Origin of the sequence: Xanthomonas cucurbitae (genome assembly GCF_002939885.1) — a bacterium.
GTDB lineage: Bacteria > Pseudomonadota > Gammaproteobacteria > Xanthomonadales > Xanthomonadaceae > Xanthomonas > Xanthomonas cucurbitae.
The window spans coordinates 36,747-60,608 of sequence record NZ_MDED01000022.1; the positions used below are offsets into that span (position 1 = coordinate 36,747).

The following is a 23,862-nucleotide window of genomic DNA, read 5'->3' on the forward strand; positions in this document are numbered from 1 at the left end:
GGATGATGGTTCGCACGCAATCGCAGGTTTCCTCCCGTCCCACAGGCATCGATGCTTCGCGCGTCCTGGCGATGAGCACCGCGGTGGCCTTGCATCTGCTGGCCGGCAGTTTGTTGTTGATTCCGCTGTCGTATCGGGCGATCCCGCAACCGGCGCCGGAACCGCGCTGGGTCATGCCAGTCACGATCGCCACCCCGCCACCGCCGCCGGTGTTTCCGATCGAAGTGAAGTTCACCCCGCAGACGCAGGTGCCGCCAAAGCCGGTGCCTGTGCAGGTGCAGACCCCCACGCTCAACCAGGCGCCGGTGGTGGACAGCACACCACTGGCCATCCCTGCGGCGGCCAACCCGGTGGCCGAAACGGCGCCGGTCACAGCGACGCCCGCCAGCGGGCCGGTCGAGGCAGGCCAGTTGCAATACCTGAGTTCGCCGGCACCGGGTTATCCGGTCGCGGCGTTGCGTGCCGGGCAGCAAGGCACGGTGCTGCTGCGCGTACTGGTCGGCACCGATGGGCGTGCTGCCGAGGTCAGCGTGCAGACCAGCAGCGGCCATCGCGTCCTCGACCTGGCGGCACGCAGCCAGGTGTTGCGCAACTGGCGCTTCCAGCCGGCAATGCGCAGCGGCCAGGCGGTGCAGGCCTATGGCCTGGTGCCGGTGAGCTTTTCACTCAACTGACGACACCGGCGATGGAAGGGCAGTCAACCGCGGCGGCTAACACGACCGCCGCAGTTGGCTGTGCAAGATCAGGCGCGATGGTAAGGATGATTGGCCAACATGGCCGCCGCACGATACAACTGCTCGGCCACGATCAGGCGCACCAGCATATGCGGCAGGGTCAACGGGCCGATCGACCAGCGTTCGCTGGCGCTTCTCAGTACATCGGCGGCGTGACCTTCCGGGCCGCCGATCAGGAATGCCAGGTCGCGCCCCTGGCCGCGCCAATGCTCCATGCGCTGGGCCAGCTGCTCTGAACTGAGCGGACGGCCCGGCACGTCCAGCGCCACCACATAGGCGTTCTTCGGCAACGCCGCCAGCACGCGGCGGCCTTCGTCGTCGATGGCACGTTGCGCGTCGCGGCCCTTGCCGCGCAGGCCGGGTTCGATCTCAACCAGCTCCAGCGGCATCCAGTGCGAGAGACGTTTCTGATATTCGGCAAACCCCTGCGCCACCCACGACGGGGCACGTTCGCCAGTGGCGATCAATCGGCATTTCATCGCCACATGATATCCGCGTCACAGCCCGGGCATCCCGCGACGATTTGTCGGCGCGTGTCATGGCGTGGTTACAGCCGGCAATTAGTGTCGCCCGACCACCCAGCCCGCAGGAGTCGTTCGATGCCGATTTTCGATCCCGCCCGCCGCCAGGTTCTCAAGGGCAGCGCCGCCGTGATGGCCGCCGGTGCCCTTGGCAGCTTGGGCGCCTTGCAATCCCGCCAGGCCCAGGCCGCCACGTCCCCGTCGGTGCGGCTCGCGCCGGTTCCCAGCCGCTACGGCCCGCTGGCACCGGTGGCCGACCAGAGCACCGGGCTACCGCTGCTACAGCTGCCGCGCGGTTTCAGCTACCGCTCGTTCGGCTGGAGTGGCGATCGCATGGACGATGGCCAGCCCTGTCCCGACCGTCACGACGGCATGGCCGTGGTCGGCCTGCGCCGGCCCGACTGGCGCCCCGGCAGCGACCCGTTGCGCGGCCTGGAATACGTGTTGATCCGCAACCACGAACGCGGCGCCGGCAGCCCGTTCCGCGCACCGGCGATGTACGACACTGGCATCGTCAGCGGCACCCAGTCCGCCGGCGGCGGCACCACCACGCTGAGTTACGGCCGCCGTGGCTGGGGCAGCCTGGAGCCCAGCCTGGGCGGCACCCTGGTCAACTGCGCCGGCGGCCCCACCCCGTGGGGCACCTGGCTGAGCTGCGAAGAGATCAAGACCAATGCGGTGTCCAGCACCGGCCGCAAGCACGGCTACGTGTTCGAAGTGGACCCGGACAGCCACCGCACCACCGGCCGGCCGCTGGTGGGCCTGGGCCGTTTCAGCCACGAGGCGGTGGCGATCGACCCGCGCACCGGCATCGTCTATCTCACCGAAGACGACCGCAACAAGGCCGGGCTGTACCGTTTCATTCCCAATGATCGCCACGGACGTAACGGGTCGCTGGAAAACGGTGGCCGGCTGCAGGCCGCACGCGTGCGCGGGCGCCGCAATGCCGATCTGACCGTGGCCAGCATCGGCCAGCAGTTCCAGCTGGAATGGGTGGATATCAGCGAGCCCGATCTGGACAGCATCGCCGCGCCGGCAGGCTTTGCCGATATCGGCGCCAACGACACCTTGAGCGGCCCGTTTGCGCAGGCCTGGGCCGATGGCGCGCTGCGCATGAGCCGCGGCGAAGGCATCTGGTACAGCTACGGCAAGCTGTTCATTGTCGACACCAGCACCGGCGTGGATGCGCAGGGCCGGCGCGGCTACGGCAATGGCGCGGTGTGGGTGCTGGACCTGTTCACCCAGCGCCTGAGCGCGCTGTTCGTCAGCGGCAACCAGCTGGCGGCGCACAACCCGGACAACGTGACGGTGAGCGCGCGCGGCGGCGTGGTGCTGTGCGAGGACGGCGGCGAGAGCCCGGACGAATACGGCCCCGGCGCGCGCCTGCTGGGCCTGACCCGCCAGGGCGAGTCGTTCTATCTGGCCAAGAACAACGTGCAGCTCACCTCGCAGCAGATCGCCAACGCCGGCAAGACGATCGCCGAGGGCGACTACCGCGATACCGAGTTCTGCGGCGCCTGCTGGGACCCGTTGGCGCGCACCCTGTTCGTCAACATCCAGACCCCGGGCATCACCCTGGCCATCACCGGGCCATGGGAGCGCGGGCCGTTGTAAGGCAGTGGCCGCTGTCTGGAGGGCGGGCACCCTTCAGGCAGCCGCCCCTGCGGGCGATCCGCCGGCAACGCTTGCCCACGCCGAGACGCTCAGGCAACGGGCGTCTGCATTGCTGTCACAAGTCGCACAGCATGGCTTGGTCCAGGCCAGCGCCTACCCACTGCGGGTAGGTCACCTGGTTGCCGCAGCAGTCAGTAGAACCCAACGCTGTCGCGCTGCAGCTTGAGCCAGCGCTTGATCGCCTTTGTGTCTGTCAACTCGCGTATCTCGCGCAGCAGCGCTTGCCGGTAAAGCACTTCGTTGGCGACCTGACGCTTGAACTTGGTCATCAGTCTGTCCAGCCCCTCGGGCTTGGGTTGTGCTGGCAGATCCAGATCGTAGGCGTAGCAGAAATCCATTGCATGCTGTGCCAGCTGGTACTTGAGTTCCTTGCACTGGCGATCCAGCTCGCGGTTGTACTCCTTCAACCGCGTCGGGTTGATCGCGTCCACGCCCTGTGCATCGAGCAGGCCGATCTCCGCCTGCAGTTCGAGCAGGCCAAGCAGGTCGTTGCCCTTGTAAGCGGCATTGAGCCGCTGCATCAGCTCGGTGCGCGTAGCGCGATCGTCCGCGTCACTGGCGCGATCCGGATGCAGGTTGCTGGCCAGCTTGCGATACAACTCGCGCAGCGGAGGCGGCTCGGCCTGGGCCTTGGCCTTGGCGGTTTTCTTCTCCGGGCGACGCCGCCGCTCGCCGGCACCTGGTTGCCTGGCGTGCTCGCCAGCAGCGTCGGCCTCTGCCTGCGCCTGGTCCAGGCGCGCATTGACCCGTTCGAAGAGTTCATCGGGCGAATCGACCGAGGCCAGCTCCTCCGGATCCAGCCCATACAACTGGCCGATGACCTGTTTCATCAGCTCATCCGATTCATCGAGCTCATCGTCGTAGCCGACCTCGTTGTGCCGTTCGTAGATGGGCTTGAGCTCGACATGACCGATCTCGATCAGCGGACCGGCCAGATCGCAGATTTCATCGGACACGAAGTCCCGATCGATCCTGCTCAGCTTGACCGTGGCATCGATGCGATCGAGCAGATGGATCTGCTCGATCTCCAGCACGCGTTGTTGCTCGAACAGCGGCAGCACTTCGGCTTGATAGCGTGCGCGCCACTGCTCGACCGCCTCGCGCCAGTCATGCAAGTCGGTGCGATGGCGCTGCAGATCGCGCAGCAGCCGGTCGAAGCGCTTGCGTGCGGGCGACATTTCCTGGCCACCGGCATCGCCGGGTTGCCGGCTCAGTTGCTGCAATGCCGTGGACACGGGTGCGTTGGAAGGAGAGGCAGCGGTAGTTTTGGGCATGGAGGATCAATGACTCAGTGGATCACTTACTCGAAATCGGCGGAAGACGCTTCGTCCGGACGCTGGTCGCCCACCGTCCACAGGCGCTCCAGCGCATAGAACTCGCGCACGCGCGGCAGCATCACATGCACCACCACATCGCCCAGGTCCACCAGCACCCATTCGGCTTCGCGCTCGCCTTCCACGCCCAACGGCATCACGTCCAGCCGCTTGGCGAACTTGACCACTTCGTCGGCGATCGACTTGACGTGGCGGGTCGAGGTGCCGGAGGCGATCACCATGTAATCGCAGACGCTGGACTTGCCACGCACATCGATCTCGACCACGTCCTTGGCTTTCAGCTCTTCCACGGCCTCGCGCACGGTGGCCAACAGGGCCGGCACGGACGGCGGCGGATTCGGAATGGAGGTCTTGATGACTTGGGCTTGGCTGGTCAAAGCGGGCAACTCGATGGAATTAGCGTGAATTATAGGCCCGTCCGGGCCGCGACGTGTTCAGCTAGCCGGGCAGGCGCAACCGTATAGCCCTTGCTGCGCGATGAAGTCCGCCACTGCTGCGGGCACCAGCGCCCGCCAGTCGCCGCCACTGGCAATGCGTGCACGCACCGCGCTGGCCGATTCGCCGCGCAACGACGCCTGCAGACGCCACAGCCGGCCGGCCGGTGAAGCGGACAGTTCGTCCACGCTGGTCGCCCAACGGCCCTGTACCGCTGCGGCAAGCGCAGGGGAATCGGCCAGATCCAGCGCCGTCCCCGGGCGCGCGGCGATCACGAAATGGGCCAGCCCGAACAGCGCTTCCCATTCATGCCATTGGCTCAGCTCGACAAACGCATCGGCGCCGAGCAACCAGGCAATCGGGGTCTGCGGGCCAAGCGTTGCGCGCAGCTCGCGCAGCGTCTCCACCGTGTAGGACGGCGCACCGCTGGCACAGGCGCGCTGCAACTCGCGGGTATCGAGCACCAGACCGGGCTGGCCGGCAAGCGCAAGCGTAAGCATCTGCGCGCGCTGCGGGGCGGTGGCACCGGGGGCGGAACGATGCGGCGGGTCGGCGGCCGGCACCACATGCACCACCACGCCCAGCGCCCCGCGCGCCGCGCAGGCGATGGCGAGATGGCCCAGGTGGATCGGGTCGAAGGTGCCGCCGTAGTAAAGATGGAGCTGGGAATCGGGAATCGGGAGTCGGGAATCGGAAGAGCCGGGGTCCGCACCGTGGTCGGGATGGGAGTGTTGCTGTTCCTGCGATCCGGAAGAGCTGGTTACAAGGCTGGGCTGCGCACGCTGGTCGGAATGGACCCGCTGCCCTTCACCTTGCCCTTCCCGGGCCCCCGGTCCCGGGTCCCGGGTCCCGGCTCTCCCCGCCCTCACGCCAGCAATCTCACCGCGCGCGCTTCGGCCACCGCCACCAGCAGGCGTTCCAGGCCGACCCAGGCGTCGCCGTCCGCGCGGCCCTTGGCCATGCGGTCGACCAGCCCGGCTTCGGCGACGAAGCGCTCCCAGCGCTGCGCTTCGGGGTGGCGCTGCAGTGCGCGCTTGAACGGGGCCTGGCGGGATTCCCAGATGCCTTGCGATTTCATTTCGGCAGCCAGGTTGCCGCCGCTGGCCTGCACCTTGGCCAGCGCGGCGGTGCGCAGCAGTTCCTTGATCAGGATCGGCATCAGCGCGGCCACCGCTTCGCCCTCGGCGCGCAGGCCGGCCAGCATGCGGATCACCGCCGCCGGGTGGCCGGAAAACACCGTCTCGGCCAGCCGGAACACGTCGTAGCGGGCGGCGTCGGCCACCAACGATTCCATCGCTTCCAGGTCCAGCGTCTTGCCGTCGGCCAGCAGGGCGAGCTTGTCGATCTCCTGCGCGGCGGCCAGCAGGTTGCCTTCCACCCGCTCGCTCAGCCGCTGCACCGCGGCCGCGTCGGCGCGCAGGCCCTGGCTGCGCAGACGGCGTTCGATCCAGTCGGACAGTTCATGCGGCTTGATCGCCCAGGCCACCGCAATGGTGCCCAAACGGCCCACCGCATCGGCCCACTTGCCCTGGTGCGCCTTGCTCCAGTCGTTGGCGGTAATCAGCAGCACCACGTCCGGTGGTGGGTTGGCGCAGAAGCGGGTGATGACCTCGGCACCGTCCTTGCCCGGCTTGCCGCTGGGCAGGCGCACCTCCACCAGCCGGCGCGGGCTGAACAGGCTGGGCGCGTTGAAGCTGGCGTCGAGCTGGTGCCAGTCGAAGTCGCGGCCATCGGCATCGAAGACCTCACGCTCGCCGATGCCTTCTGCGCGCGCGCGGGCGCGCACGGCGTCGGCCGCTTCCAGCACCCGCAAGGTCTCCGGGCCGGCGATCAGGTAAACCGGCTGCAGGGGCTGGTTGGACTGGCCGGCCAGTTGCTCGGGGCGCAGTTCCATGTCTAACGGCGCACGTTCGGGTCGGTGGTGGTCGGCCAGAGGCGACACGCCAACGCGCGCGCGCACACCCGATGCCAGCGGCGCTGTCGGGGCACTTCGCGCAGCAGCCTCAGGCCGAGGCCGCGCTGGTCCGACGCTGGCGAGGTCGTCTCGATGCCCACGGCCTCAGTTGTTGGACGTCGGTGCTGGCGGCAGCGATGCCGGCACGCTGGACTCGGGTGTGGATGGCTGCAGCGGTGGCGTGGTGGCTGGCGGCAGCGGTGCGCTCGGCGTGCTTTCCAGGCCCTCGCCACGCTGTACGCGTGCGCGGACCACGCTGTCGATGCGACGCAGGATCGAGGCCGACATGTCCTTGCGCAATTCGTCGGCAAGGATCTCGCGCTCGGTGGCGGTACCGGTGGCGTCCACCGGTGGCGACACGTAATCGCGCGACAGCTCGATCACCTGCTGCGGCACCAGCACCGCGCCATTGGCGGTGGTGAGCGTGAAGATGGCGGCGTAGCGCAGGCTGAACTCCTGCGCACGGCCCTGGCTGTCGATGGCGATCGGCAGGTCGCCCCAGCGCTCGGACAACACCTGCAACTGCGCAAAGCCGGTCTTGGCATCTTCATCGGCCACGGTGGCACCAGCGGCCTTGAGCCCACGGCGCAGCAGTTTGGCCAGCTCGCTGTACTGGGTGCTGGACTGCACCTTCACCGCCGGCGTATCGGGGGGCAGCGCAAGCGAGTTACGCAGATGGAAGCCGCAGGCGGTGAGGCTGGAGACCAGCACGAGCGACGCAGCGAACGCAGTAGGAAATCGGATCATGGGCACAGTCTGGAGGAGCGCCCCGGCGGCGGCAACAGGCGGCTAGCCTGACGCAGCCGGCGTGAACGGGGCTTGATAAGGTGCCGCACTACAACTGCGGCGCCCAACATGAAAAACGCGTCGCCACGCGCCGGTGCAGCGCATTGCCGAATACCACTGCGGCATCCCTACCTGCGCAGCACCACGCGCCAGTGCAACACATTGCCAAAACCGCCGCAGCCACCTTGCACCGGCTCGCCCAGCACGCTGCTCCGGGAAACTACCGGGAGCGGCAATGGCAACCCGAGCGAGCAGTAACGATCAGCCCGCCACGATATTCACGATCTTGCCAGGCACGATGATGATCTTGCGGACCGTCAGCCCGTCGAGGAATTTCGCAGCATTGGGTTCGGCCTGCGCCAATGCTTCGACCTGCTCGCGCGCCGCGTCCGCCGCCACCTCGATGGTGCCGCGCAGCTTGCCGTTGATCTGCACCGCCAGGGTCAGCGCATCGCGCACCAGGGCGCTGGCATCGGCCTGCGGGAACGGCACGTCTTCCAGCAAGGTCTCGCCACGGCCCAGCACCTGCCACAGCGCATGGCTGGCATGCGGGGTGATCGGGTTGAGCAACAGCACCATCGCTTCCAGCGCTTCCTGGCGGACCGCCCTGCCCTGGTCGCTGGCGTCGTCGAACCTGGCCAGCGCGTTGGACAGCTCCATCACTGCGGCAATGGCGGTATTGAAGCTGTGGCGGCGGCCGTAGTCGTCGCTGACCTTGCCGATGGTTTCGTGGGTCTTGCGGCGCACGGCCTTCTGTTCGGCGCTCAGGCTGACGGCATTCAGCGCCGCTGCGCTGCCCTCGCCCACATGCTTGTGCACCTGCACCCACAGCCGGCGCATGAAGCGCGCCATGCCGTCCACGCCGGCTTCGTTCCACTCCAGCGATTGCTCGGGCGGTGCGGCGAACATCGAGAACAGGCGCACCGTATCGGCGCCGTACTTGGCCACCATCGACTGCGGGTCCACGCCGTTGTTCTTGGACTTGGACATCTTCTCGGTGCCGCCGATGTGCACCGGCTGGCCGTCGGCGATCAGCACCGCACCGGTGACGCGGCCGCGCTCGTCGCGCTGAATCTCCACGTCGGCCGGGTTGATCCAATCCTTGCCGCCGTTGTCGGCATCGCGGTAGAAGGTGTCGGCGATGACCATGCCCTGGGTGAGCAGGTTGGTCACCGGCTCGTCGCTGTCCACCAGCCGCGCGTCGCGCATGAGCTTGTGATAGAAGCGGAAGTACATCAGGTGCAGGATCGCGTGCTCGATGCCGCCCACGTACAGGTCGGCCGGCATCCAGTAATTGGCGCGGCGGTCGACCATGTCGCGTGCGTTCGGGCTGGTGTAGCGCGCCACGTACCAGCTCGATTCCATGAAGGTATCGAAGGTGTCGGTCTCGCGCTCGGCCGGGCCGCCGCAGTCCGGGCAGGTGGTCTGGCGCCAGGTCGGATCGGTCTTGATCGGCGAACCGGTGCCGGCAAATTCCACGTTCTCCGGCAACACCACCGGCAGCTGGTCTTCCGGCACCGGCACCGCACCGCACTTGGCGCAGTAGATCACCGGAATCGGGCAGCCCCAGTAGCGCTGGCGGCTCACGCCCCAGTCGCGCAGGCGGTAGTTGACCCGGCGCTGGCCCTGGCCCTTGCGCTCGAAGCGCTCGGCCAGTGCCTCGAAGGCGCCACCGAAATCCAGGCCGTCGAACTCGGCCGAATTGATCAGTTCCAGCGCGCGGCTCTTGTCGGTGTACCAGTCGCGCCACTGGGTGGCGTCCCAGCTCTGTTCGTCTTCGTTGCGCGGCTCGTGCAGCTTGACCACCTGCACGATCGGCAGGCCGTACTTGTTGGCGAACTCGAAATCGCGCTGGTCGTGGCCGGGCACAGCCATCACCGCGCCAGTGCCGTAGCCCATCAGCACGAAGTTGGCCACCCACACCGGCACCTGCTCGCCGCTGATCGGGTGCACCGCGGTCAGGCCGGTGGCCATGCCGCGTTTTTCCTGGGTTTCCAGCTCGGCTTCGGACACGCCGCCGTGCTTGAGTTCTTCCAGCAGGCGCGCCAGTTCCGGATTGGATCTGGCCGCATGCAGCGCCAGCGGGTGCTCGGCAGCAATCGACACGAAGGTCACGCCCATCAGCGTGTCCGGGCGGGTGGTGAACACGCGCAGCGGGTCCAGTGCAGCGCCGTTGGTGTCGCGCACGTCGAACTGGATTTCCAGGCCTTCCGAGCGGCCGATCCAGTTGCGTTGCATGGTCTTGACCGACTCCGGCCAGCCGTCGAGCTGGTCCAGGCCGTCCAGCAGTTCCTGCGCGTAATCGGTGATGCGCAGGAACCACTGCGGAATCTCGCGTTTTTCCACCAGCGCGCCGGAGCGCCAGCCGCGGCCGTCGATCACCTGCTCGTTGGCCAACACGGTCTGGTCGACCGGGTCCCAGTTCACCACCGCGTTGCGGCGATAGGCCAGACCCTTGCGCATCAAGCGGGTGAACATGCGCTGCTCGTGCACGTAATACTCGGGAGTGCAGGTGGCGAACTCGCGCGACCAATCGATAGCGTAGCCCAGCGATTTCAGCTGCCCGCGCATATGCGCGATGTTGGCGTAGGTCCACTTGGCTGGCGCGGTCTTGTTCTTGATCGCGGCGTTTTCGGCCGGCAATCCGAACGCATCCCAGCCCATCGGCTGCATCACGTTGTGGCCGGTCATGCGCTTGTAGCGGCTGACCACATCGGAGATGGTGTAGTTGCGCACATGCCCCATGTGCAACGCACCGGACGGGTACGGCAGCATCGACAGGCAATAGAACTTCGGCTTGTCCGACGTTTCATCGACCTGGAAGGCGCGGGTGGCGTCCCAGAACTGCTGGGCGGAGGATTCGACCTGCTGCGGGTCGTAGGCGTTCGGTTCGACGGTGGACATTGGGAGCGGATGCTCGGGCGGTGCAAAGCGGTACAGGGTACCGCAGTGCAGCAGGTGCTCCAAACCATTACCGCCGTGCGGGCGCCTTCGCCGGCCAGATCCAGCACGCCACCGCCAGCCAGCCCACCCACGCCAGAAACGCCAGGCGCTGAGCGATGGCCTGCCGCAGCAGGCCGGGTGGGCCGAATGCCAGCACCGCCACCAGCAGGCCGGCGGCCAGGCTGAGCCAGGCCAGACCACGGGTGCCGGGGGCGTTGAGCAGCGCGGCGGCGATCAGCAGCATGGCCGGCACGAAGGCCACTGCCCACAGCAGCCAGGCAGTGGCATGCGCCTGGCTGGCGCGGCCATCCAGGTCGGCAGGATCCAGCGGCAACAGGCCCATGCCGACAAAGGCCAGCCCGGCCAGCACGATCAATTGCCCGCCCACCCGCAGACTCCAACTGGCCTTGAGCGGCATCCGCGCCAGCAGACTGACCCCCGTCAGCATGCCCAGCGCGCCCACCAGCACGAAGGCCAGCAGATTGAAGCCCAGCGCATGCGGCACCCCGGCTGCGCCCAGCAAGGCCACCGGGTGGCTGGCTTGCAGGTAGCCCGGCAGCGTGGCGCCGAAACCGGCCACCGCCAGCACGAACACGCTCGCCGCGACCAGGCCCAGGTAGCGCTGCGCGCCGTCGGTACTTGCCATTGTGCTGCTCCGCATCGTGGCACCGTGCGCCACCAGAACGCGGCATTGTCGGGCCGGGCGGGCGTGGCGTGAACCCCTGGCACGTGTCACGCCGGCCTTGTGTCGGCCGGGTTTGCCACCATTACGGTCCATTGTTGCCGTTCTCACTTCAGGAAACCCATGTCCGACAAACCGCATGTATTCGATGTCACCACCGACACCTTCGAGACCGAGGTCCTGCAGAAATCGTTGACGACACCGGTGCTGGTGGACTTCTGGGCCACCTGGTGCGGGCCCTGCAAGACCCTGACGCCGATCCTGGAGAAGCTGGCGGCCGACTACCACGGCGCCTTCGAACTGGCCAAGGTCGATGTGGACAAGGAACAGCAGATCGCGGCCGCGTTCCAGATCCGCTCGGTGCCAACGGTATTCCTGGTCAAGGGCGGCGAGCTGGTGGACGGCTTCCCGGGCGCGATGCCCGAGGGCCAGATCCGCGAATTCCTGACCCAGCACGGCGTGTTGCCGGCCGAGCCGCAGGTCGTCGAAGCACTGCCGCCCGAGGCACCGCTGGACCCGCAAGCCCAGGCCGCCGCGCTGCGCGAGGCGATCGCCGCCGAGCCGGACAAGGACGAGCTCAAGCTGGATCTGGCATTGGCGCTGCTCAAGACCGGCGACACCGCCGAGGCCGAGCAACTGATCGACGCCCTGCCCGCCAACCTGGCCACCGACGACCGCGCGGTGCGCGCCAAGGCGCGTCTGGGTTTTGCCAATGTGCTCAAGGACGCCCCGGACGCGGGCGCACTGCAGGCCAGCGTGGACGCCAACGAGGCCGACCTGCGCGCACGTCATCTGCTGGGCGTGCGCCATCTGCTCGACGGCAACGACGAAGCGGCGCTGGAGCAGTTCCTGGAAATGCTGCGCCAGGACCGCGCCTTCGACGACAACCTGCCGCGCCGCAGCCTGATCGATGCGTTCCGTGTGATCGAAGACGAAGACCTGGTGGGCCGCTACCGCCGCAAGATGTCGGCGCTGGTGTTCTGACAGCCAATGGCGCTGCGGCGCCACATGGACCCGTAGGAGCGGACCTGGCCGCGACGAGGCATTACCGTCGGTCGCCGAAGAGGGTTTCCCCGGTAACGCGCCGTCGCGGCCGGGTCCGCTCCTACCAAGGCGGGCGGCAGGACTGACGTCACCTGGCAGCACTGCAACAAGCGGCAGCACCGGCCCCAACACCGCCAACCCGAAGCACACGTAGGAGCGGACCTGGCCGCGACGCGACGGCGCCCGGTTGCGATGAGGCATTCCCGGTAACGCGCCGTCGCGGCCGGGTCCGCTCCTACAGTCGCTGCGGCCCATATCCATACGCATGCGAATGTTACGCTATGCACTGCCTCCGCCATCGCATCAGGCCCGCATGCGCGCTTCACTGTTCAAGCTCGGTATCAACCTGTGGCCGCCATATTTGTTCGCCGGCATCCATGTCATTGTGCTGTCGGCCGACTATCGCTTCGCGCGGGTGGAATTGCGGCAACGGCCATGGAACCGCAACTACGTTGGCACCCATTTCGGCGGCAGCCTGTTCGCCATGACCGACCCGTTCTGGATGCTGCTGGTGATGCAGAACCTGGGCCGCGACTACTACGTGTGGGACAAGGCCGGCAGCATCGACTTCGTCAAACCCGGGCGCGGCACGGTCAGCGCGGATTTCGTCATCGACACTAGCGTGCTTGAGGAACTGCGCGAGGCCACCGCCAACGGCGAGAAGCATCTGCACTGGTTTGAAAACGAGATCCACAACCGCGATGGCGAGGTGGTGGCACGCGTGCGCAAGCAGCTCTACGTCAAACGCAAGCCGGCGCACTGACCAACAGACCAGCACGCGAGTGCAGCGCCAACCCACGCCGAACGCCAACCACTGCAGGCAGACAGACTTCCACCCACATCCACGATGCGCACGCCGCCGATGGCGCCGCGCAGCGAACCCGCGCTTTGCGTCCTGGCGCGCATTGGTCAAGAATCGGGCATCTTCCCGACTGGCTGCCTTCATGCTGCTGCGCACCGTTGCTTCTGCCTGCCTGCTCGCCCTGGTCCTGCCCGCTGCCGCCAACGCGGCCTATCGCAGCCCGCAACAGATACTGGACAGTTCACCGGCCAGCGCATGGCGCGTGCTCGATCCCGAGCGCACCCTGTACCTGGAGCTGGATAAAGGGCGGGTCGTCATCGAGCTGGCGCCGCAGTTTGCGCCCGAACATGTCGCCAATATCCGCACGCTGGCGCATGAGCGCTTCTGGGACGGGCTGAGCATCTACCGCTCGCAGGACAACTTCGTGGTGCAGTTCGGCGACCCGGATGGCGAGACGCCGGGCAAGGCCAAGTCGCTCGGGTCAGCCAGGACGCATCTGCCGGCCGAATTCGAACGCGCCTCGCAGGGCCTGGCGTTTCAGCGCCTGCCCGACAGCGATGGCTGGGCGCCGCAAGTAGGCTTCGTCGACGGCTTCCCGGTCGGGCGCGATGCCGCCAGCGGCAAGACCTGGCTGGCGCATTGCTACGGCACGCTGGGCGCAGGCCGCAACAACGATGAAGACAGCAGCATTGGCGCCGAACTGTATGTGGTCACCGGGCAGTCGCCGCGCCAGCTGGATCGCAACATCACCGTGGTCGGCCGCGTGGTCAAGGGCATGGAGCTGCTCAGCGTGATTCCGCGCGGGCCAGACCCGATGGGCTTCTATGCTGATGCGGCGCAACGCTCGCCGATCCGCGCGATCCGCCTGGTCAGCGACGTGCCGGCGCCCGAACGCACGCCGCTGCAGCTGTTGCGCACCGACAGCCCGACCTTCCGCGAGGTGGCCGAAGCGCGCCGTAATCGCAAGGACGATTTCTACAAGCGCCCGGCCGGGCATATCGACCTGTGCAATGTGCCGCTGCCGGTGCGGGCGCCGCCTGCTGGGTGAATCGGGAATCGGGAATCGGGAATCGCAAGAGCGGGCCACGCCTGCTCAGCGGGCGCGCTGGCTGAAGGCGACGCTGCCCAGGATCAGCACTGCAGCGAACAACATGGTCCAGGTCAGCGGTTCGCCCAGCAGCGACCACGCCAGCAGTGCGCCGAACACCGGCACGAGGTAGGTCACGGTGGATGCACGCGCCGGGCCGATGCGCTGGATCAAACGGTAGTACATCAGGAATGCCAACCCGGTGCAGACCACGCCCAGCGCGGTCGCGCAGGCCCAGGCCACGGCCGGCACCGGCGTGGTCGGCCACTGCCACCAGGCCAGTGGCGCCAGCAGCAACGCACTGCAGCCCAACGTGGAGGCCGCCGATGCCGCCGGTGGCAGGTCGCCCATCTGGCGCTTTACCAGGTTGTAGCCGATGCCGTACAGCAGCGAGGCAGTGGCGCCGGCCAGTGCGGCCGGGCCCACGCTCAATCCGGCCGATTTGCCGGTCGCCAGCACCAGCACGCCGATGAATCCGACCAGCAAGGCCAGCGCGCGGCGCGTGCCGATCTTTTCGCCAAAAAAGCAGGAACGCGATCAACGCGGTGAACAACACCGTCATCGCATTGCAGATCGCACCGACGGCGGCGGGCGCGTGCTGCGCGCCCCAGGCGAACAGCAGAAACGGCAATGCGGAATTCAATACGCCGATGGCCGCGAGCATCGGCCAGCGATGCAGCGGGAAGCGTTCGCGCGCCAGCCACAGGAACGGCCGCAGCACCAGCGCGCCCAGCGCCAGGCGAATCTCCACCAGCACCACGGTGCCGAACGTGGGTGCGGCCACGCGCATGAATAGAAACGAGCAGCCCCAGACAATGCCCAGAAAACCCAGCTCCAGCGGCGTGCGCCATTGCCGTGCTGCAACGGCCGGCTGCATCGACGGCTGCGCGCTCATCGCCGCGCTCCGGCGGCATGCCGTGCTGTGCTGCAAAGGCAAAGGACAACATCCGGCAGCTGCACAGGCATGGCACGATCATCGCGATGGGAGGGTGCAGCATCGGCCGCGCCCGCAGGCGCGACAAGCGCGTAGTATCGCAGCCAGCCACAAATCTGACTCATGCCTGGATGAACCTGCGCCCCGCCCTGTTGCCCGCGCTGGGCGTGTTCGCCGCAGCCGCCCGCCACCAGAACTTCGCGCACGCGGCCGAAGAACTGCACCTGACCGCCAGTGCGGTCAGCCACCATGTACGCAAGCTCGAAGCGCTACTGGGCGTCACCTTGTTCCAGCGGCTGGCGCGCGGGGTCAAGCTCACTGCCGAGGGGCGCCAGCTGGCCGATGCCGCCTCCGCCGCATTGTCCGAGATCGCGGCGGTGGCCGGCAACCTGCATCCGCGCGAAGACGCCATTCCGCTGCGCGTCACCACGCTGCGCTCGCTGTCGTACTGCTGGTTGCTGCCGCGGTTGCCGCGCTTCTGCCGCGCGCATCCGCATATCCGCCTGGACCTGCAATCGGACCCGGCGTTCTCGCGCTTCGAAGAAGGCGGCCCCGAGCTGGGCATTCGCTATGGACAGGGTGCCTGGCCCGGATTGACCTCGCAGCATCTGATGGACGACGAGCTGTTCCCCGTGGCATCGCCATCGCTGCCGGAAGTGGCTGCGCTGCGCACCCCGGCGCAGATCGCGCAGTTGCCGCTATTGAGCGACATGTCACCGCAAGGCTGGCGCGACTGGTTCCGCGCCGCGCAGGTGCGCGGCACCACGCTGCCGCCGATGCACACCTTCAACGACAGCACCGACGCCATGCGCGCGGCCGTCTACGGCCTGGGCGCGGTGCTGGCACGCAAGCACATCGCCCAGCCCTACCTGCAGCGCTACGAGCTGGTGCGCCTGCCCGGGCCCACGCTCAAGGCGCGCTACGCCTATTACATCGTGCACCCCAGCCACCGCGAGCCCAGCCCCGCCGCTGCGGTGTTCATCGACTGGCTCAAGCGCGAAGCCTTGGATGAACGCACGCCGATGCCGGCGCTGCCCGCCGAGCTGTTGGCATTGCCGCCGAGCGAAAGTGTGCAGAAGCTGCGGGGGCGTCGGAACTCGCGTCAGGCATCGGCAGCGAATTGAAGTCGCACTAAAATCCTGGCAGTGCGTGAAAAATCTCGATGTGCCATCTCTCTGCGGGACATTGTTCTCCTCCATGGAGGAGAAGGTGCATCGAAGGGGCGGATGAGGGGGAGAGCGAAGTCTGGTGGAGTCTGGGTACAGGTGTGGCTTCGCCCCGCCCCCTCACCCCCTGCTCCGTGCCCCGGCCCGCGCTTGCGGCGCGGGCGCTCCACGGCACGCGCGCCAGTGGCGCGCAAGCGGTGCCTTCCCGCCCCGTAAGGAGGGGGGGGGCTTGCAAACGTCACCTGGCAGGCCGATAAGAAATCGCTTGACAAGCATTCCATCAAGATCATTAATTAGCTAATTCGTTAATTATCTAAACCAAATCATGTCTGCTGACCGCATTTTCGAAGCCCTGGCCTCGCGCCCGCGCCGGGAAATCCTGGCCTACCTGTCCGCGCAGGAACTGACTGCCGGGCAGATCGGCGAACGCTTTGCGATGAGCGCGCCAGCCATCTCGCGTCACCTGTCGGTGCTGTCGGCGGCCGGCCTGGTCAGCAGCGAGCGGCGCGGGCAGTTCGTGGTGTATCGGCTGACACCGGACAATATGGTCAACACGCTCAGCGGATTCGCTTTCGAAATCTGCCCGGTCGCCGGTCCGTTGCAACGCGAATCGCGCAAATTGGCCAAAAAATCTCGCTGATTGCCGTCTTCCCACCGCAAGGAGTTGCCATGGACCACCCACGGATTGTTTCCGACCGCAGTTTTCCGCGCGTGACGCTGCCCTCGCACAGCGGCGGCCGGCCGGTGGAAGTGATACTGATCGCCCAGCTCGATCCCGGCGCAGGCGACAGCCTGATCGCGCAGACAGTGGAGCGGCAGCGGCAGCACCCGGCCCATCACGACGCGCTGGACGAACCCTCCGCGCAGTTGTCGGCACCGGACCTTAGTCATGGGGACCCCACCTCGCTGTTCTCGTTTTCGGTGGGCCCGCAGGGACACCCGTTCCATTGCCACGCCGGCCATCGCGTGTTCACTGCCATCACCGGCAGCGGCGGTGCACAGTTGCGCTTTTCCACCGCTTCCCTGCAACAGCTCGACGCCGACCCCAACGCGTTCGTGCGCGCGCTGCGTTATGTGAACCTGCCCGGCGACAGCCTGTTCACCGTGCGCTTCGGCGGCGGCACCTGGCATCAGTTCGCACCGGCGCAGAGCAATGCTGCGCATTCGGCGTTCTTTGCGTTGTCCTGCCACCCGGACGAAGCCGGCGGCGTGCTGAGCGACGCGCAGCAGACACTGGTCCACCAGGGCCAGGCCACCATCGCCAGCCTGACCGAATTGCTGCCCGCTGCGGTCACTGCCCTGTTGCAGGCCGCGCCGCCGGCCGCCGCCGATGTCCCCACCGTGTCGCTGTCGCTGCACGCCAGCCCTGAGAGCTGGCAGCAACGCGCCTGCAGCCGCGCGCGGCGCTGGAGCGGCCGGCTGCGCCAGGCGCTGACGCGCGCGCGCCGGCCGGGATTCGTCGCCACCCATCTGCCCCTGCCGCAGGTCAGCCCGCTACCGGCACTGCCGCCGGAGGCGTTGTTGCATGGGCAGCTCGGTAGCGCCGTGCATTTCCAGGATGGCCATCAACTGGAGCTGGATGCGCGCCAGCTGCACAGCGACACCCTGCAAGGCGTGCTCTGTGATCTGCTGCAAGCGTTCGTGGACCAGCCACCCAGGGGTGTCAGCGGGTTGATGCAGCTGCGCAATCTGCTGGTTGCGCCATTGGGGTGGCGCACCTCGCGTCGGGGTTGTCCCGTGTCGCCGTTGCTGGATCCGTCCGCAACACACCTGTTCGCCGGGCGCTTCCCGGTGCTGGCACAACGCAGCGATGCCGATGGACAGCAGATTCAGGTCGTCCTCGGCGCCGACGACAAGCATCTGCGTTTTCGTTCCTTGATCGCATTGCGCCGCATCGGCGACCAGCGCATCGCGCTGACCATGGCCACGCAAGTCAGCTGCCGCAATTGGCTGGGACGTGTGTACATAGCCTCCATCCTCCATGTGCACCACCACTACATCGTGCCGGCCATGCTGCGTGCCGCAGCGCAGCGCCTGCTACATGCCGAACACGCGGAAAGCGCTGCCTGGCTGGCGCATTCGCCGTGAACGGATGCGCCGGCACCATCACCTCGTTTTGTCCTGGCGCTGCCTAGGCTTGGGGTCCCCAATCCCCAGGACACGCCCATGCCCACTGTTCGCCTGCGTATCACCGGCACCGACGACGACGCGCGCGCCATCGCCAACCTGCTGCAAAGCATCGAAGGCATCGAGCACGTGGAAGAAGTCGACGACCTGATGCCACACCTGGACGACGACGATTCCAGCTCGGCGGGCCTTTCGGACGACGAAGGTCCGGGCAGCCACGAATTCGAAGTGGAAGCTGGCAACGAAGCCACCGCACAGAAGGTGCGCAACGCGGTGCAGGAACTGGCGTTGCAGCTGGACGTGTTTGTCGAATACGAATACGACGAAGGCTGAGCATCGGTTCAGGGCTGAGCGCCGCCTGCGTGCGTAGCAATGCTGCGCCGGCCCGCCACCCGACCCGGTTTGCTGTGCGCCGCCTGCAAGGAGCAGACGGCGCATTCCCTTGCAGAACACGGTTTCTTCGCCGCAGGACCGCGCGGTACGGCATGCGCGCGCCACCTCGGCGACGCGGCACAGCGCCACACCTTGGTTCAGGGCATCCTGCGACGCCGTTGGCGCCAGCGCCAGACCAGCAGCACCAGCCAGCCGATCACGGCGGCAACCGCGCCCACCGGCAGCAGCGCCGCCACCGCACGGATCACGAAGGCCATGCTGACCGCAAAGACCTGACCGAATTCGGCAGCCGCCTCCGCAATTTCGCCCCTGCCCTGCTCGCTCCAGGTGCCGCTGAAATGCAGCGTCAGCAACTGGGTGCGTACACGACGCTGTTGCTGCGCAGCGTCCTGCTGGGTCTGCTGTGACTCGGCCTCGATCTCGGCCAGGCGCTTGGACACCGCCAGCAGGTCACCTACCGCCAGATCACGGCGTTGCTGCAACTCCTGCAGTCGCGCGTGTTCTTTCTGCAATCGTGCCTGCGCCAGGCCAGTATCGGCCATCTGCTGGGCCAGGTCCTGCGCACGCGTGCTGCGCGCCGCCACATCGCCATGCTCGCCGGCCAGTTGCACCATTGGCTCGACACCCTCGGGCACCAGCCGCACGCTGACACTGCCGCTGGCGTCGCGCCCGCCGCTCTGCTCCACCGTCAACACGGCGCAGTTGCCGTACTGCGCGCCCTGGCAGGCGCTACGCACCGCAGCGACGCGCTCGCCGATCTGATCGGCAGGCAATTCGATGCGGACATCGTGTTCGTAGGCCAGTGACGCGCCGGATGTGACCGGCGCAGACGCCGGCGCCGCCGCAGCGCCGGCGTCTGCGGCCATCTCCTCCTGCGGCCGTGCGCACCCGCCCAACGCCCACCCGATCAGCAACACCATCGGGTAACGCGGCATGGCGGGCCTCACAGGCTGGCCCCATCGATCCGCTGCACGCTGCGCGTGGTCAGATCCAGACCGGTAATGCAACGCACATTGACGGCGATAGTGGCTTGCCCGGTCTTGGGATTGGCGCCCTCGGTGATCGGCGCATCGGTCTCGAGCTCGAAAGCGATGCGTCCGCAGTGACAGCTGCCGGCGTGCTGCATGGGTTTGCTCCTTGGAAAACAGTGCGTTGTGGATGTGCCTCAAGGAAATGGAACGCTACCGGCGCACCGCCGGCCCTGCGCCTGGGCGAATGCAGCGGTGCCTTGCCGATCATGGCAGGTGACGGTTGCGTCCGCCCGTCCGGTCCCGCCTGGTGGCCACTCTAAACCAATGGTGGATGCGAACGGGCGCACAGATGCCTATGCTGTGGGTTTGCTCCCATCAGGATCCACGATGCGTCAACGCCTGCTTGTCCTTGCCCTGTTGGCCGGCCTGGCTGGCTGCCAGCAGCAGCCCGAATCCCCGCGCGCCGATGCCACTCCCGCTGCCGGCGCGCAGGATGCGCAGACCCCGGATGCGCGGTTTGCCGCGCTGTCCAAGCGTGCGCTCGACACCTGGATGCAGCTGTCGCCGGTCACTGCCACGCAGACTGGCGACCACCGCTTCGATGCGCAGATCGACGACCTCAGCGACGGCGGCCGCCAGCGCAGCCTGGAAGCCAACAAGACCTTGCTAACCGAACTGGACGCGGTCGATGTCGCCAAGCTCTCGCGCGAGAACCAGGTGGACGCCGCCATCCTGCGCAATCAGCTGCAATCGGAGATCTGGAATACCGAGGTGCTGCAGAGCTGGGCCTGGGATCCGCAGGTCTATAACAGCCTGGCCGGCAGCGCCCTGTATGGCCTGATGGCGCGCGAATTCGCACCGCTGCCCGAGCGCCTGAGCGCCGCTACCCAACGCATGGAAAAGATTCCCAGCATCCTTGCGCAGGCGCGTGCCAACCTGGACCCGGCACGCGTACCGAAGATCCATGCGGAAACGGTGGCCAAGCAGAACAAGGGCATCCTCAGCATCGTCGATACCTTCATCGCGCCTAATATCAGCCAGCTGGGCCCGATCGAAGCGGCGCGTGCCCAAGCGGCCATCGACAACCTGAAGAAAGCTGTCGCCGAACAGCAAACCTGGCTGGACACCGTGCTGGTGCCCAACGCCAAGGGCGACTTCCGGGTCGGAGCAGACAAGTACGACCAGAAGCTGAAGTTCGCGCTGCTGTCGTCACTCTCGCGTGCCGACATCAAGCAACGTGCCGAGTCCGAGCTCAAGCGCGTGCGCGGCGAAATGTACGGCATTGCGCGCACCGTGCTCAAGGACAAGCCCGGCGCTCCCACGCTGCCCGAATCGCCCAACGACGAGCAGCAGCAGGCCGCGATCGAAGCCGCGCTGGAATTGGCCTATGCCGACAAGCCCGCACGCGACAAGGTGGTGGACGAAGCCAAGACCGCGTTGGCGCAGTCCACCGAATTCGTGCGCCAGAAGGACTTGATGACGCTGCCCGATTCGCCCGTGGACATCATCCTGATGCCGGAATTCCAGCGTGGCGTGGCAGTGGCCTATTGCGATTCTCCCGGCCCGCTCGACAAGAACCTGAAGACCTTCTACGCGGTGTCGCCGATTCCCGACGACTGGAACGACCAGCAGGTCGACTCGTTCCTGCGCGAATACAACACCCGCATGATCCACCTGCTGAGCATCCATGAAGGCACGCCGGGCCATTACCTGGAAGGCTGGCATTCGGCCAAGTTCCCGTCCACGCTGCGCGCGGTGCTGCGCTCGGGCATGTTCGCCGAGGGCTGGGCGGTGTACACCGAGCGCATGATGCAGGAACAGGGCTATCTGGATAACGACCCGCTGTTCCACCTGGTGCAGCTGAAGTTCTACCTGCGCACCATTGCCAATGCCATCCTCGACCAGGGCGTGCATGTGGATGGCTGGGATCGCGACAAGGCGATGCACCTGATGACCCACGACACCTTCCAGCAGGAAAGCGAGGCCTCCGGCAAATGGGTGCGCGCGCAGCTGTCGTCGGCGCAGTTGCCGACCTACTTCGTTGGCGTGCAGGAACATCTGGATACGCGCAAGGCGGCGCAGGAGAAGCTGGGCAAGGACTTCAACCTGAAGGCCTACCACGACAAGATGCTGTCCTACGGTGCCCCGCCAGTGCGCTTTGCGCGCGAATTGATGCTGGATCAGCCGATCGAGTGATCGGTCCTTCTCCCGCGCGCGGGAGAACGGCTACTGCGGCTTTTGCTACATGTCCCTTCTCCCGCGCGCGGGAGAAGGTGCCCCGCAGGGGCGGATGAGGTGCTTGCGCTCTTGCCATTTCCTTGGCAAGCGACGAACCCGCATCTACCTGTCCCGCAGTGCCCGCACACAGCGCTGCCTCACCCATCCGCCGCAACAAACCCACCGGTCTGCCGCGCCCACAGCCGCGCATACAGCCCGCCGTGCGCGATCAGTTGCGCATGCGTGCCGGTCTCGACGATGCGGCCGCCGTCCATCACCACCAACCGGTCCATGCGCGCGATGGTCGAAAGCCGGTGCGCGATGGCAATCACCGTCTTGTTGCCCATCAGTGCGTCCAGGCTGTCCTGGATCGCCGCCTCCACTTCCGAATCCAGCGCCGAGGTCGCCTCGTCCAGGATCAGGATCGGTGCGTCCTTGAGCAGCACGCGTGCGATGGCGATGCGCTGGCGTTGACCGCCAGAGAGCTTGACCCCACGCTCGCCGACGTGCGCATCGAAGCCGCGCCGGCCCTCGCCGTCCACCAGCGTCTCGATGAACCCCTCCGCGCGCGCCTTGCGCACCGCCTCCAGGATCTGCGCGTCGCTGGCCTGCGGCCGCCCGTACAGCAGGTTGTCGCGGATCGAGCGATGCAACAGCGAGGTGTCCTGCGTCACCAGCCCGATCTGCCCGCGCAGGCTTTCCTGGGTGACCCGCGCGATGTCCTGCCCGTCGATCAGGATACTCCCCTGTTCCAGGTCGTAGAGCCGCAGCAGCACGTTGACCAGGGTGGATTTGCCGGCGCCGGAGGGCCCGACCAGGCCGATCTTCTCGCCGGCGCGCACCTGCAGGTCCAGCCCGGCGATCACGCCGCCGCGCTTGCCGTAGTGGAAATGGATCTGCTCGAACTGTACCTGCCCCTGGGTGACGCGCAGCGGCACTGCAGTGGGCGCATCCTGCACCTGCACCGGCTGGGAGATGGTCTGCATGCCATCCTGCACGGTACCGATGTCTTCGAAGATGCCGTTGACCGTCCACATGATCCAGCCGGACATGTTGTGGATGCGGATCACCAGGCCGGTGGCCAGGGTGATCGCACCCACGCTGATCTGGCCGCGACTCCACAGCCACAGCGCCAGCGCGCAGGTGCCCACGATCAGCAAGCCGTTGGCCATGGCGATGGCGGTATCCATCGCGGTGGTCACCCGCGTCTGCCGGCGATGCTTGACCGCCAGCTCGTCGATGGCATCGCGGACGTAGTCTTCTTCGCGGCCGGCATGCGCGAACAGCTTGAGCGTGGAGATATTGGTGTAGCCATCGACGATGCGCCCGGTCGCCTTGGAACGCGCGTCCGAGGCCACCCAGGCACGCGCCTTCATGCGCGGCACGAAGAACGCCATCAAGGCGACATACACCACCATCCAGATCAGCAGCGGTGCCATCAGCCAGGGGTCGGCCTGTGCGAACAACCACAGCGCACTGCCCGTGTAGACCACGATGTACCACAGCGCATCGACCATCTGCACCGCCGATTCACGCAACGAGGTACCGGTCTGCATCACCCGGTTGGCGATGCGGCCGGCAAAGTCGTTGTTGAAGAAGCCCAGGCTCTGCCGCACCACGTAGTTGTGCATCAACCAGCGCGAGCGGTTGCTCAAGCCGGGCACGATGGCCTGGTTGACCAGCAGGTTGTGCAGCCCGGTAAACAAGGGCCGCGCGATCAGCGTGATTCCGGCCATCCACGCCAGCTCGCCGGCATGCTGGCGGAAGAACTCCGGCCCCGGACGCTCGGTGAGCATATCGACGATGCGGCCCAGGAAGTCGAACATCGCCACTTCCACCAACGCCAGCAACAGCCCGGCGATCAGCGTGGCCAGCAGGATCGGCCACAACGGCCGCAGGTAATGCAGATAGAACCGCCACACGTTACGTGGCGGCATCTCCCGCTCGATGGGCGGGAAGATATCGATCAGGGATTCGAACCAGCGGAACATTGCAGCCACATCGCGAGACACCGGGCACCCAGGCTAGCCGATCGGGCGTCGGCGCGGCGTGGCGCCA

General features: G+C 66.9%; 21 protein-coding genes and 1 pseudogene. 10 read left to right on the top strand and 12 right to left on the bottom strand.

Annotated elements, in window-relative coordinates:
• Positions 1–2 precede the first annotated feature (2 nt).
• Positions 3–674 (top strand): energy transducer TonB, encoded by a 672-nt coding sequence (locus XcuCFBP2542_RS12560; RefSeq protein WP_104603904.1) that lies wholly within the window; start codon positions 3–5, stop codon positions 672–674.
• Positions 675–742: 68 nt separating this feature from the next.
• Here the strand turns inward: XcuCFBP2542_RS12560 and rlmH are convergent, their stop codons facing one another.
• Positions 743–1,213, bottom strand: coding sequence for a 23S rRNA (pseudouridine(1915)-N(3))-methyltransferase RlmH (gene rlmH, locus XcuCFBP2542_RS12565; protein ID WP_104603905.1), 471 nt, complete (start codon positions 1,211–1,213; stop codon positions 743–745).
• Positions 1,214–1,333: 120 nt separating this feature from the next.
• Here rlmH and XcuCFBP2542_RS12570 point away from each other — a divergent pair, with 120 nt between their 5' ends.
• Positions 1,334–2,869 (top strand): alkaline phosphatase PhoX, encoded by a 1,536-nt coding sequence (locus XcuCFBP2542_RS12570; protein WP_104603906.1) that lies wholly within the window; start codon positions 1,334–1,336, stop codon positions 2,867–2,869.
• Positions 2,870–3,060: 191 nt separating this feature from the next.
• Here the strand turns inward: XcuCFBP2542_RS12570 and XcuCFBP2542_RS12575 are convergent, their stop codons facing one another.
• The 7 genes from XcuCFBP2542_RS12575 to XcuCFBP2542_RS12605 form a co-directional block, all read right to left on the bottom strand.
• A complete protein-coding gene (locus XcuCFBP2542_RS12575; RefSeq protein WP_104603907.1) occupies positions 3,061–4,203 on the bottom strand; it encodes a J domain-containing protein in 1,143 nt (380 codons plus the stop codon).
• Between the two features lie 26 nt (positions 4,204–4,229).
• Positions 4,230–4,640 carry a ribosome silencing factor gene (gene rsfS, locus XcuCFBP2542_RS12580; RefSeq protein WP_104603908.1) on the bottom strand — a complete coding sequence of 137 codons (411 nt, stop codon included), beginning with the start codon at positions 4,638–4,640 and terminating at the stop codon, positions 4,230–4,232.
• Between the two features lie 57 nt (positions 4,641–4,697).
• A complete protein-coding gene (gene nadD / locus XcuCFBP2542_RS12585) occupies positions 4,698–5,567 on the bottom strand; it encodes a nicotinate-nucleotide adenylyltransferase (RefSeq protein WP_104603909.1) in 870 nt (289 codons plus the stop codon).
• The gene (gene holA / locus XcuCFBP2542_RS12590) at positions 5,564–6,592 is read right to left on the bottom strand and encodes a DNA polymerase III subunit delta (protein WP_104603910.1); all 1,029 of its coding nucleotides are present in this window, start codon (positions 6,590–6,592) and stop codon (positions 5,564–5,566) included. Before holA ends, nadD begins: the two co-directional genes overlap by 4 nt.
• Positions 6,593–6,757: 165 nt before the next feature.
• Positions 6,758–7,399 carry an LPS-assembly lipoprotein LptE gene (locus tag XcuCFBP2542_RS12595; protein ID WP_104603911.1) on the bottom strand — a complete coding sequence of 214 codons (642 nt, stop codon included), beginning with the start codon at positions 7,397–7,399 and terminating at the stop codon, positions 6,758–6,760.
• A 300-nt stretch (positions 7,400–7,699) separates the two neighbouring features.
• Positions 7,700–10,342 carry a leucine--tRNA ligase gene (gene leuS, locus XcuCFBP2542_RS12600; RefSeq protein WP_104603912.1) on the bottom strand — a complete coding sequence of 881 codons (2,643 nt, stop codon included), beginning with the start codon at positions 10,340–10,342 and terminating at the stop codon, positions 7,700–7,702.
• Positions 10,343–10,409: 67 nt separating this feature from the next.
• Complete coding sequence (locus XcuCFBP2542_RS12605; RefSeq protein WP_104603913.1) at positions 10,410–11,027, bottom strand: DUF998 domain-containing protein; 618 nt, start codon at positions 11,025–11,027, stop codon at positions 10,410–10,412.
• A gap of 159 nt (positions 11,028–11,186) precedes the next feature.
• Here XcuCFBP2542_RS12605 and trxA point away from each other — a divergent pair, with 159 nt between their 5' ends.
• The 3 genes from trxA (at position 11,187) to XcuCFBP2542_RS12620 (ending at position 13,957) form a co-directional block, all read left to right on the top strand.
• On the top strand, positions 11,187–12,047 hold the full coding sequence (trxA, locus tag XcuCFBP2542_RS12610; RefSeq protein ID WP_104603914.1) for a thioredoxin: 861 nt from the start codon (positions 11,187–11,189) through the stop codon (positions 12,045–12,047).
• 373 nt (positions 12,048–12,420) lie between these two features.
• Positions 12,421–12,870: a DUF4442 domain-containing protein gene (locus XcuCFBP2542_RS12615; RefSeq protein WP_104603941.1), complete on the top strand. Its 450-nt coding sequence runs from the start codon at positions 12,421–12,423 to the stop codon at positions 12,868–12,870.
• 181 nt (positions 12,871–13,051) lie between these two features.
• Entirely contained in the window at positions 13,052–13,957 is a 906-nt protein-coding gene (locus tag XcuCFBP2542_RS12620) for a peptidylprolyl isomerase (RefSeq protein WP_104603915.1), read from the top strand.
• Positions 13,958–14,002: 45 nt separating this feature from the next.
• On the opposite strand, the pseudogene XcuCFBP2542_RS12625 reads toward XcuCFBP2542_RS12620, so the two are convergent.
• Positions 14,003–14,891 (bottom strand): annotated as a pseudogene (locus XcuCFBP2542_RS12625) (DMT family transporter).
• A gap of 170 nt (positions 14,892–15,061) precedes the next feature.
• Here XcuCFBP2542_RS12625 and XcuCFBP2542_RS12630 point away from each other — a divergent pair.
• The 4 genes from XcuCFBP2542_RS12630 (at position 15,062) to XcuCFBP2542_RS12645 (ending at position 18,556) form a co-directional block, all read left to right on the top strand.
• The gene (locus tag XcuCFBP2542_RS12630) at positions 15,062–16,054 is read left to right on the top strand and encodes a LysR substrate-binding domain-containing protein (protein ID WP_104603916.1); all 993 of its coding nucleotides are present in this window, start codon (positions 15,062–15,064) and stop codon (positions 16,052–16,054) included.
• A 367-nt stretch (positions 16,055–16,421) separates the two neighbouring features.
• Positions 16,422–16,736 (top strand): metalloregulator ArsR/SmtB family transcription factor, encoded by a 315-nt coding sequence (locus XcuCFBP2542_RS12635; protein ID WP_104603917.1) that lies wholly within the window; start codon positions 16,422–16,424, stop codon positions 16,734–16,736.
• Positions 16,737–16,849: 113 nt separating this feature from the next.
• Complete coding sequence (locus tag XcuCFBP2542_RS12640) at positions 16,850–18,184, top strand: DUF2867 domain-containing protein (protein WP_104603942.1); 1,335 nt, start codon at positions 16,850–16,852, stop codon at positions 18,182–18,184.
• 78 nt (positions 18,185–18,262) lie between these two features.
• The gene (locus XcuCFBP2542_RS12645) at positions 18,263–18,556 is read left to right on the top strand and encodes a hypothetical protein (protein WP_104603918.1); all 294 of its coding nucleotides are present in this window, start codon (positions 18,263–18,265) and stop codon (positions 18,554–18,556) included.
• A 197-nt stretch (positions 18,557–18,753) separates the two neighbouring features.
• On the opposite strand, the gene XcuCFBP2542_RS12650 is transcribed toward XcuCFBP2542_RS12645, so the two are convergent.
• A complete protein-coding gene (locus XcuCFBP2542_RS12650; protein ID WP_104603919.1) occupies positions 18,754–19,563 on the bottom strand; it encodes a DUF4349 domain-containing protein in 810 nt (269 codons plus the stop codon).
• The gene (locus tag XcuCFBP2542_RS12655; RefSeq protein ID WP_104603920.1) at positions 19,560–19,742 is read right to left on the bottom strand and encodes a hypothetical protein; all 183 of its coding nucleotides are present in this window, start codon (positions 19,740–19,742) and stop codon (positions 19,560–19,562) included. The genes XcuCFBP2542_RS12650 and XcuCFBP2542_RS12655 overlap by 4 nt, the downstream gene beginning before the upstream one ends.
• Positions 19,743–19,974: 232 nt before the next feature.
• On the opposite strand from XcuCFBP2542_RS12655, the gene XcuCFBP2542_RS12660 reads away from it, so the two are divergent.
• A complete protein-coding gene (locus tag XcuCFBP2542_RS12660) occupies positions 19,975–21,783 on the top strand; it encodes a DUF885 domain-containing protein (RefSeq protein WP_104603921.1) in 1,809 nt (602 codons plus the stop codon).
• A gap of 179 nt (positions 21,784–21,962) precedes the next feature.
• Here XcuCFBP2542_RS12660 and XcuCFBP2542_RS12665 read toward each other — a convergent pair whose 3' ends face one another.
• Positions 21,963–23,795: an ABC transporter ATP-binding protein gene (locus XcuCFBP2542_RS12665; RefSeq protein ID WP_104603922.1), complete on the bottom strand. Its 1,833-nt coding sequence runs from the start codon at positions 23,793–23,795 to the stop codon at positions 21,963–21,965.
• Positions 23,796–23,862 lie beyond the last annotated feature (67 nt).

What these genes read in the sequence shown, in the direction of transcription:
- XcuCFBP2542_RS12665 (WP_104603922.1), bottom strand. Translation starts at nt 23,795, where the DNA reads ATGTTCCGCTGGTTCGAATCCCTGATCGATATCTTCCCGCCCATCGAG.
- trxA (WP_104603914.1), top strand. Translation starts at nt 11,187, where the DNA reads ATGTCCGACAAACCGCATGTATTCGATGTCACCACCGACACCTTCGAG.
- XcuCFBP2542_RS12620 (WP_104603915.1), top strand. Translation starts at nt 13,052, where the DNA reads ATGCTGCTGCGCACCGTTGCTTCTGCCTGCCTGCTCGCCCTGGTCCTG.
- leuS (WP_104603912.1), bottom strand. Translation starts at nt 10,342, where the DNA reads ATGTCCACCGTCGAACCGAACGCCTACGACCCGCAGCAGGTCGAATCC.
- XcuCFBP2542_RS12595 (WP_104603911.1), bottom strand. Translation starts at nt 7,399, where the DNA reads ATGATCCGATTTCCTACTGCGTTCGCTGCGTCGCTCGTGCTGGTCTCC.
- holA (WP_104603910.1), bottom strand. Translation starts at nt 6,592, where the DNA reads ATGGAACTGCGCCCCGAGCAACTGGCCGGCCAGTCCAACCAGCCCCTG.
- XcuCFBP2542_RS12655 (WP_104603920.1), bottom strand. Translation starts at nt 19,742, where the DNA reads ATGCAGCACGCCGGCAGCTGTCACTGCGGACGCATCGCTTTCGAGCTC.
- XcuCFBP2542_RS12635 (WP_104603917.1), top strand. Translation starts at nt 16,422, where the DNA reads ATGTCTGCTGACCGCATTTTCGAAGCCCTGGCCTCGCGCCCGCGCCGG.
- XcuCFBP2542_RS12575 (WP_104603907.1), bottom strand. Translation starts at nt 4,203, where the DNA reads ATGCCCAAAACTACCGCTGCCTCTCCTTCCAACGCACCCGTGTCCACG.
- XcuCFBP2542_RS12660 (WP_104603921.1), top strand. Translation starts at nt 19,975, where the DNA reads ATGCGTCAACGCCTGCTTGTCCTTGCCCTGTTGGCCGGCCTGGCTGGC.
- XcuCFBP2542_RS12615 (WP_104603941.1), top strand. Translation starts at nt 12,421, where the DNA reads ATGCGCGCTTCACTGTTCAAGCTCGGTATCAACCTGTGGCCGCCATAT.
- XcuCFBP2542_RS12560 (WP_104603904.1), top strand. Translation starts at nt 3, where the DNA reads ATGATGGTTCGCACGCAATCGCAGGTTTCCTCCCGTCCCACAGGCATC.
- XcuCFBP2542_RS12570 (WP_104603906.1), top strand. Translation starts at nt 1,334, where the DNA reads ATGCCGATTTTCGATCCCGCCCGCCGCCAGGTTCTCAAGGGCAGCGCC.
- rlmH (WP_104603905.1), bottom strand. Translation starts at nt 1,213, where the DNA reads ATGAAATGCCGATTGATCGCCACTGGCGAACGTGCCCCGTCGTGGGTG.
- XcuCFBP2542_RS12605 (WP_104603913.1), bottom strand. Translation starts at nt 11,027, where the DNA reads ATGGCAAGTACCGACGGCGCGCAGCGCTACCTGGGCCTGGTCGCGGCG.
- XcuCFBP2542_RS12630 (WP_104603916.1), top strand. Translation starts at nt 15,062, where the DNA reads ATGAACCTGCGCCCCGCCCTGTTGCCCGCGCTGGGCGTGTTCGCCGCA.
- XcuCFBP2542_RS12645 (WP_104603918.1), top strand. Translation starts at nt 18,263, where the DNA reads ATGCCCACTGTTCGCCTGCGTATCACCGGCACCGACGACGACGCGCGC.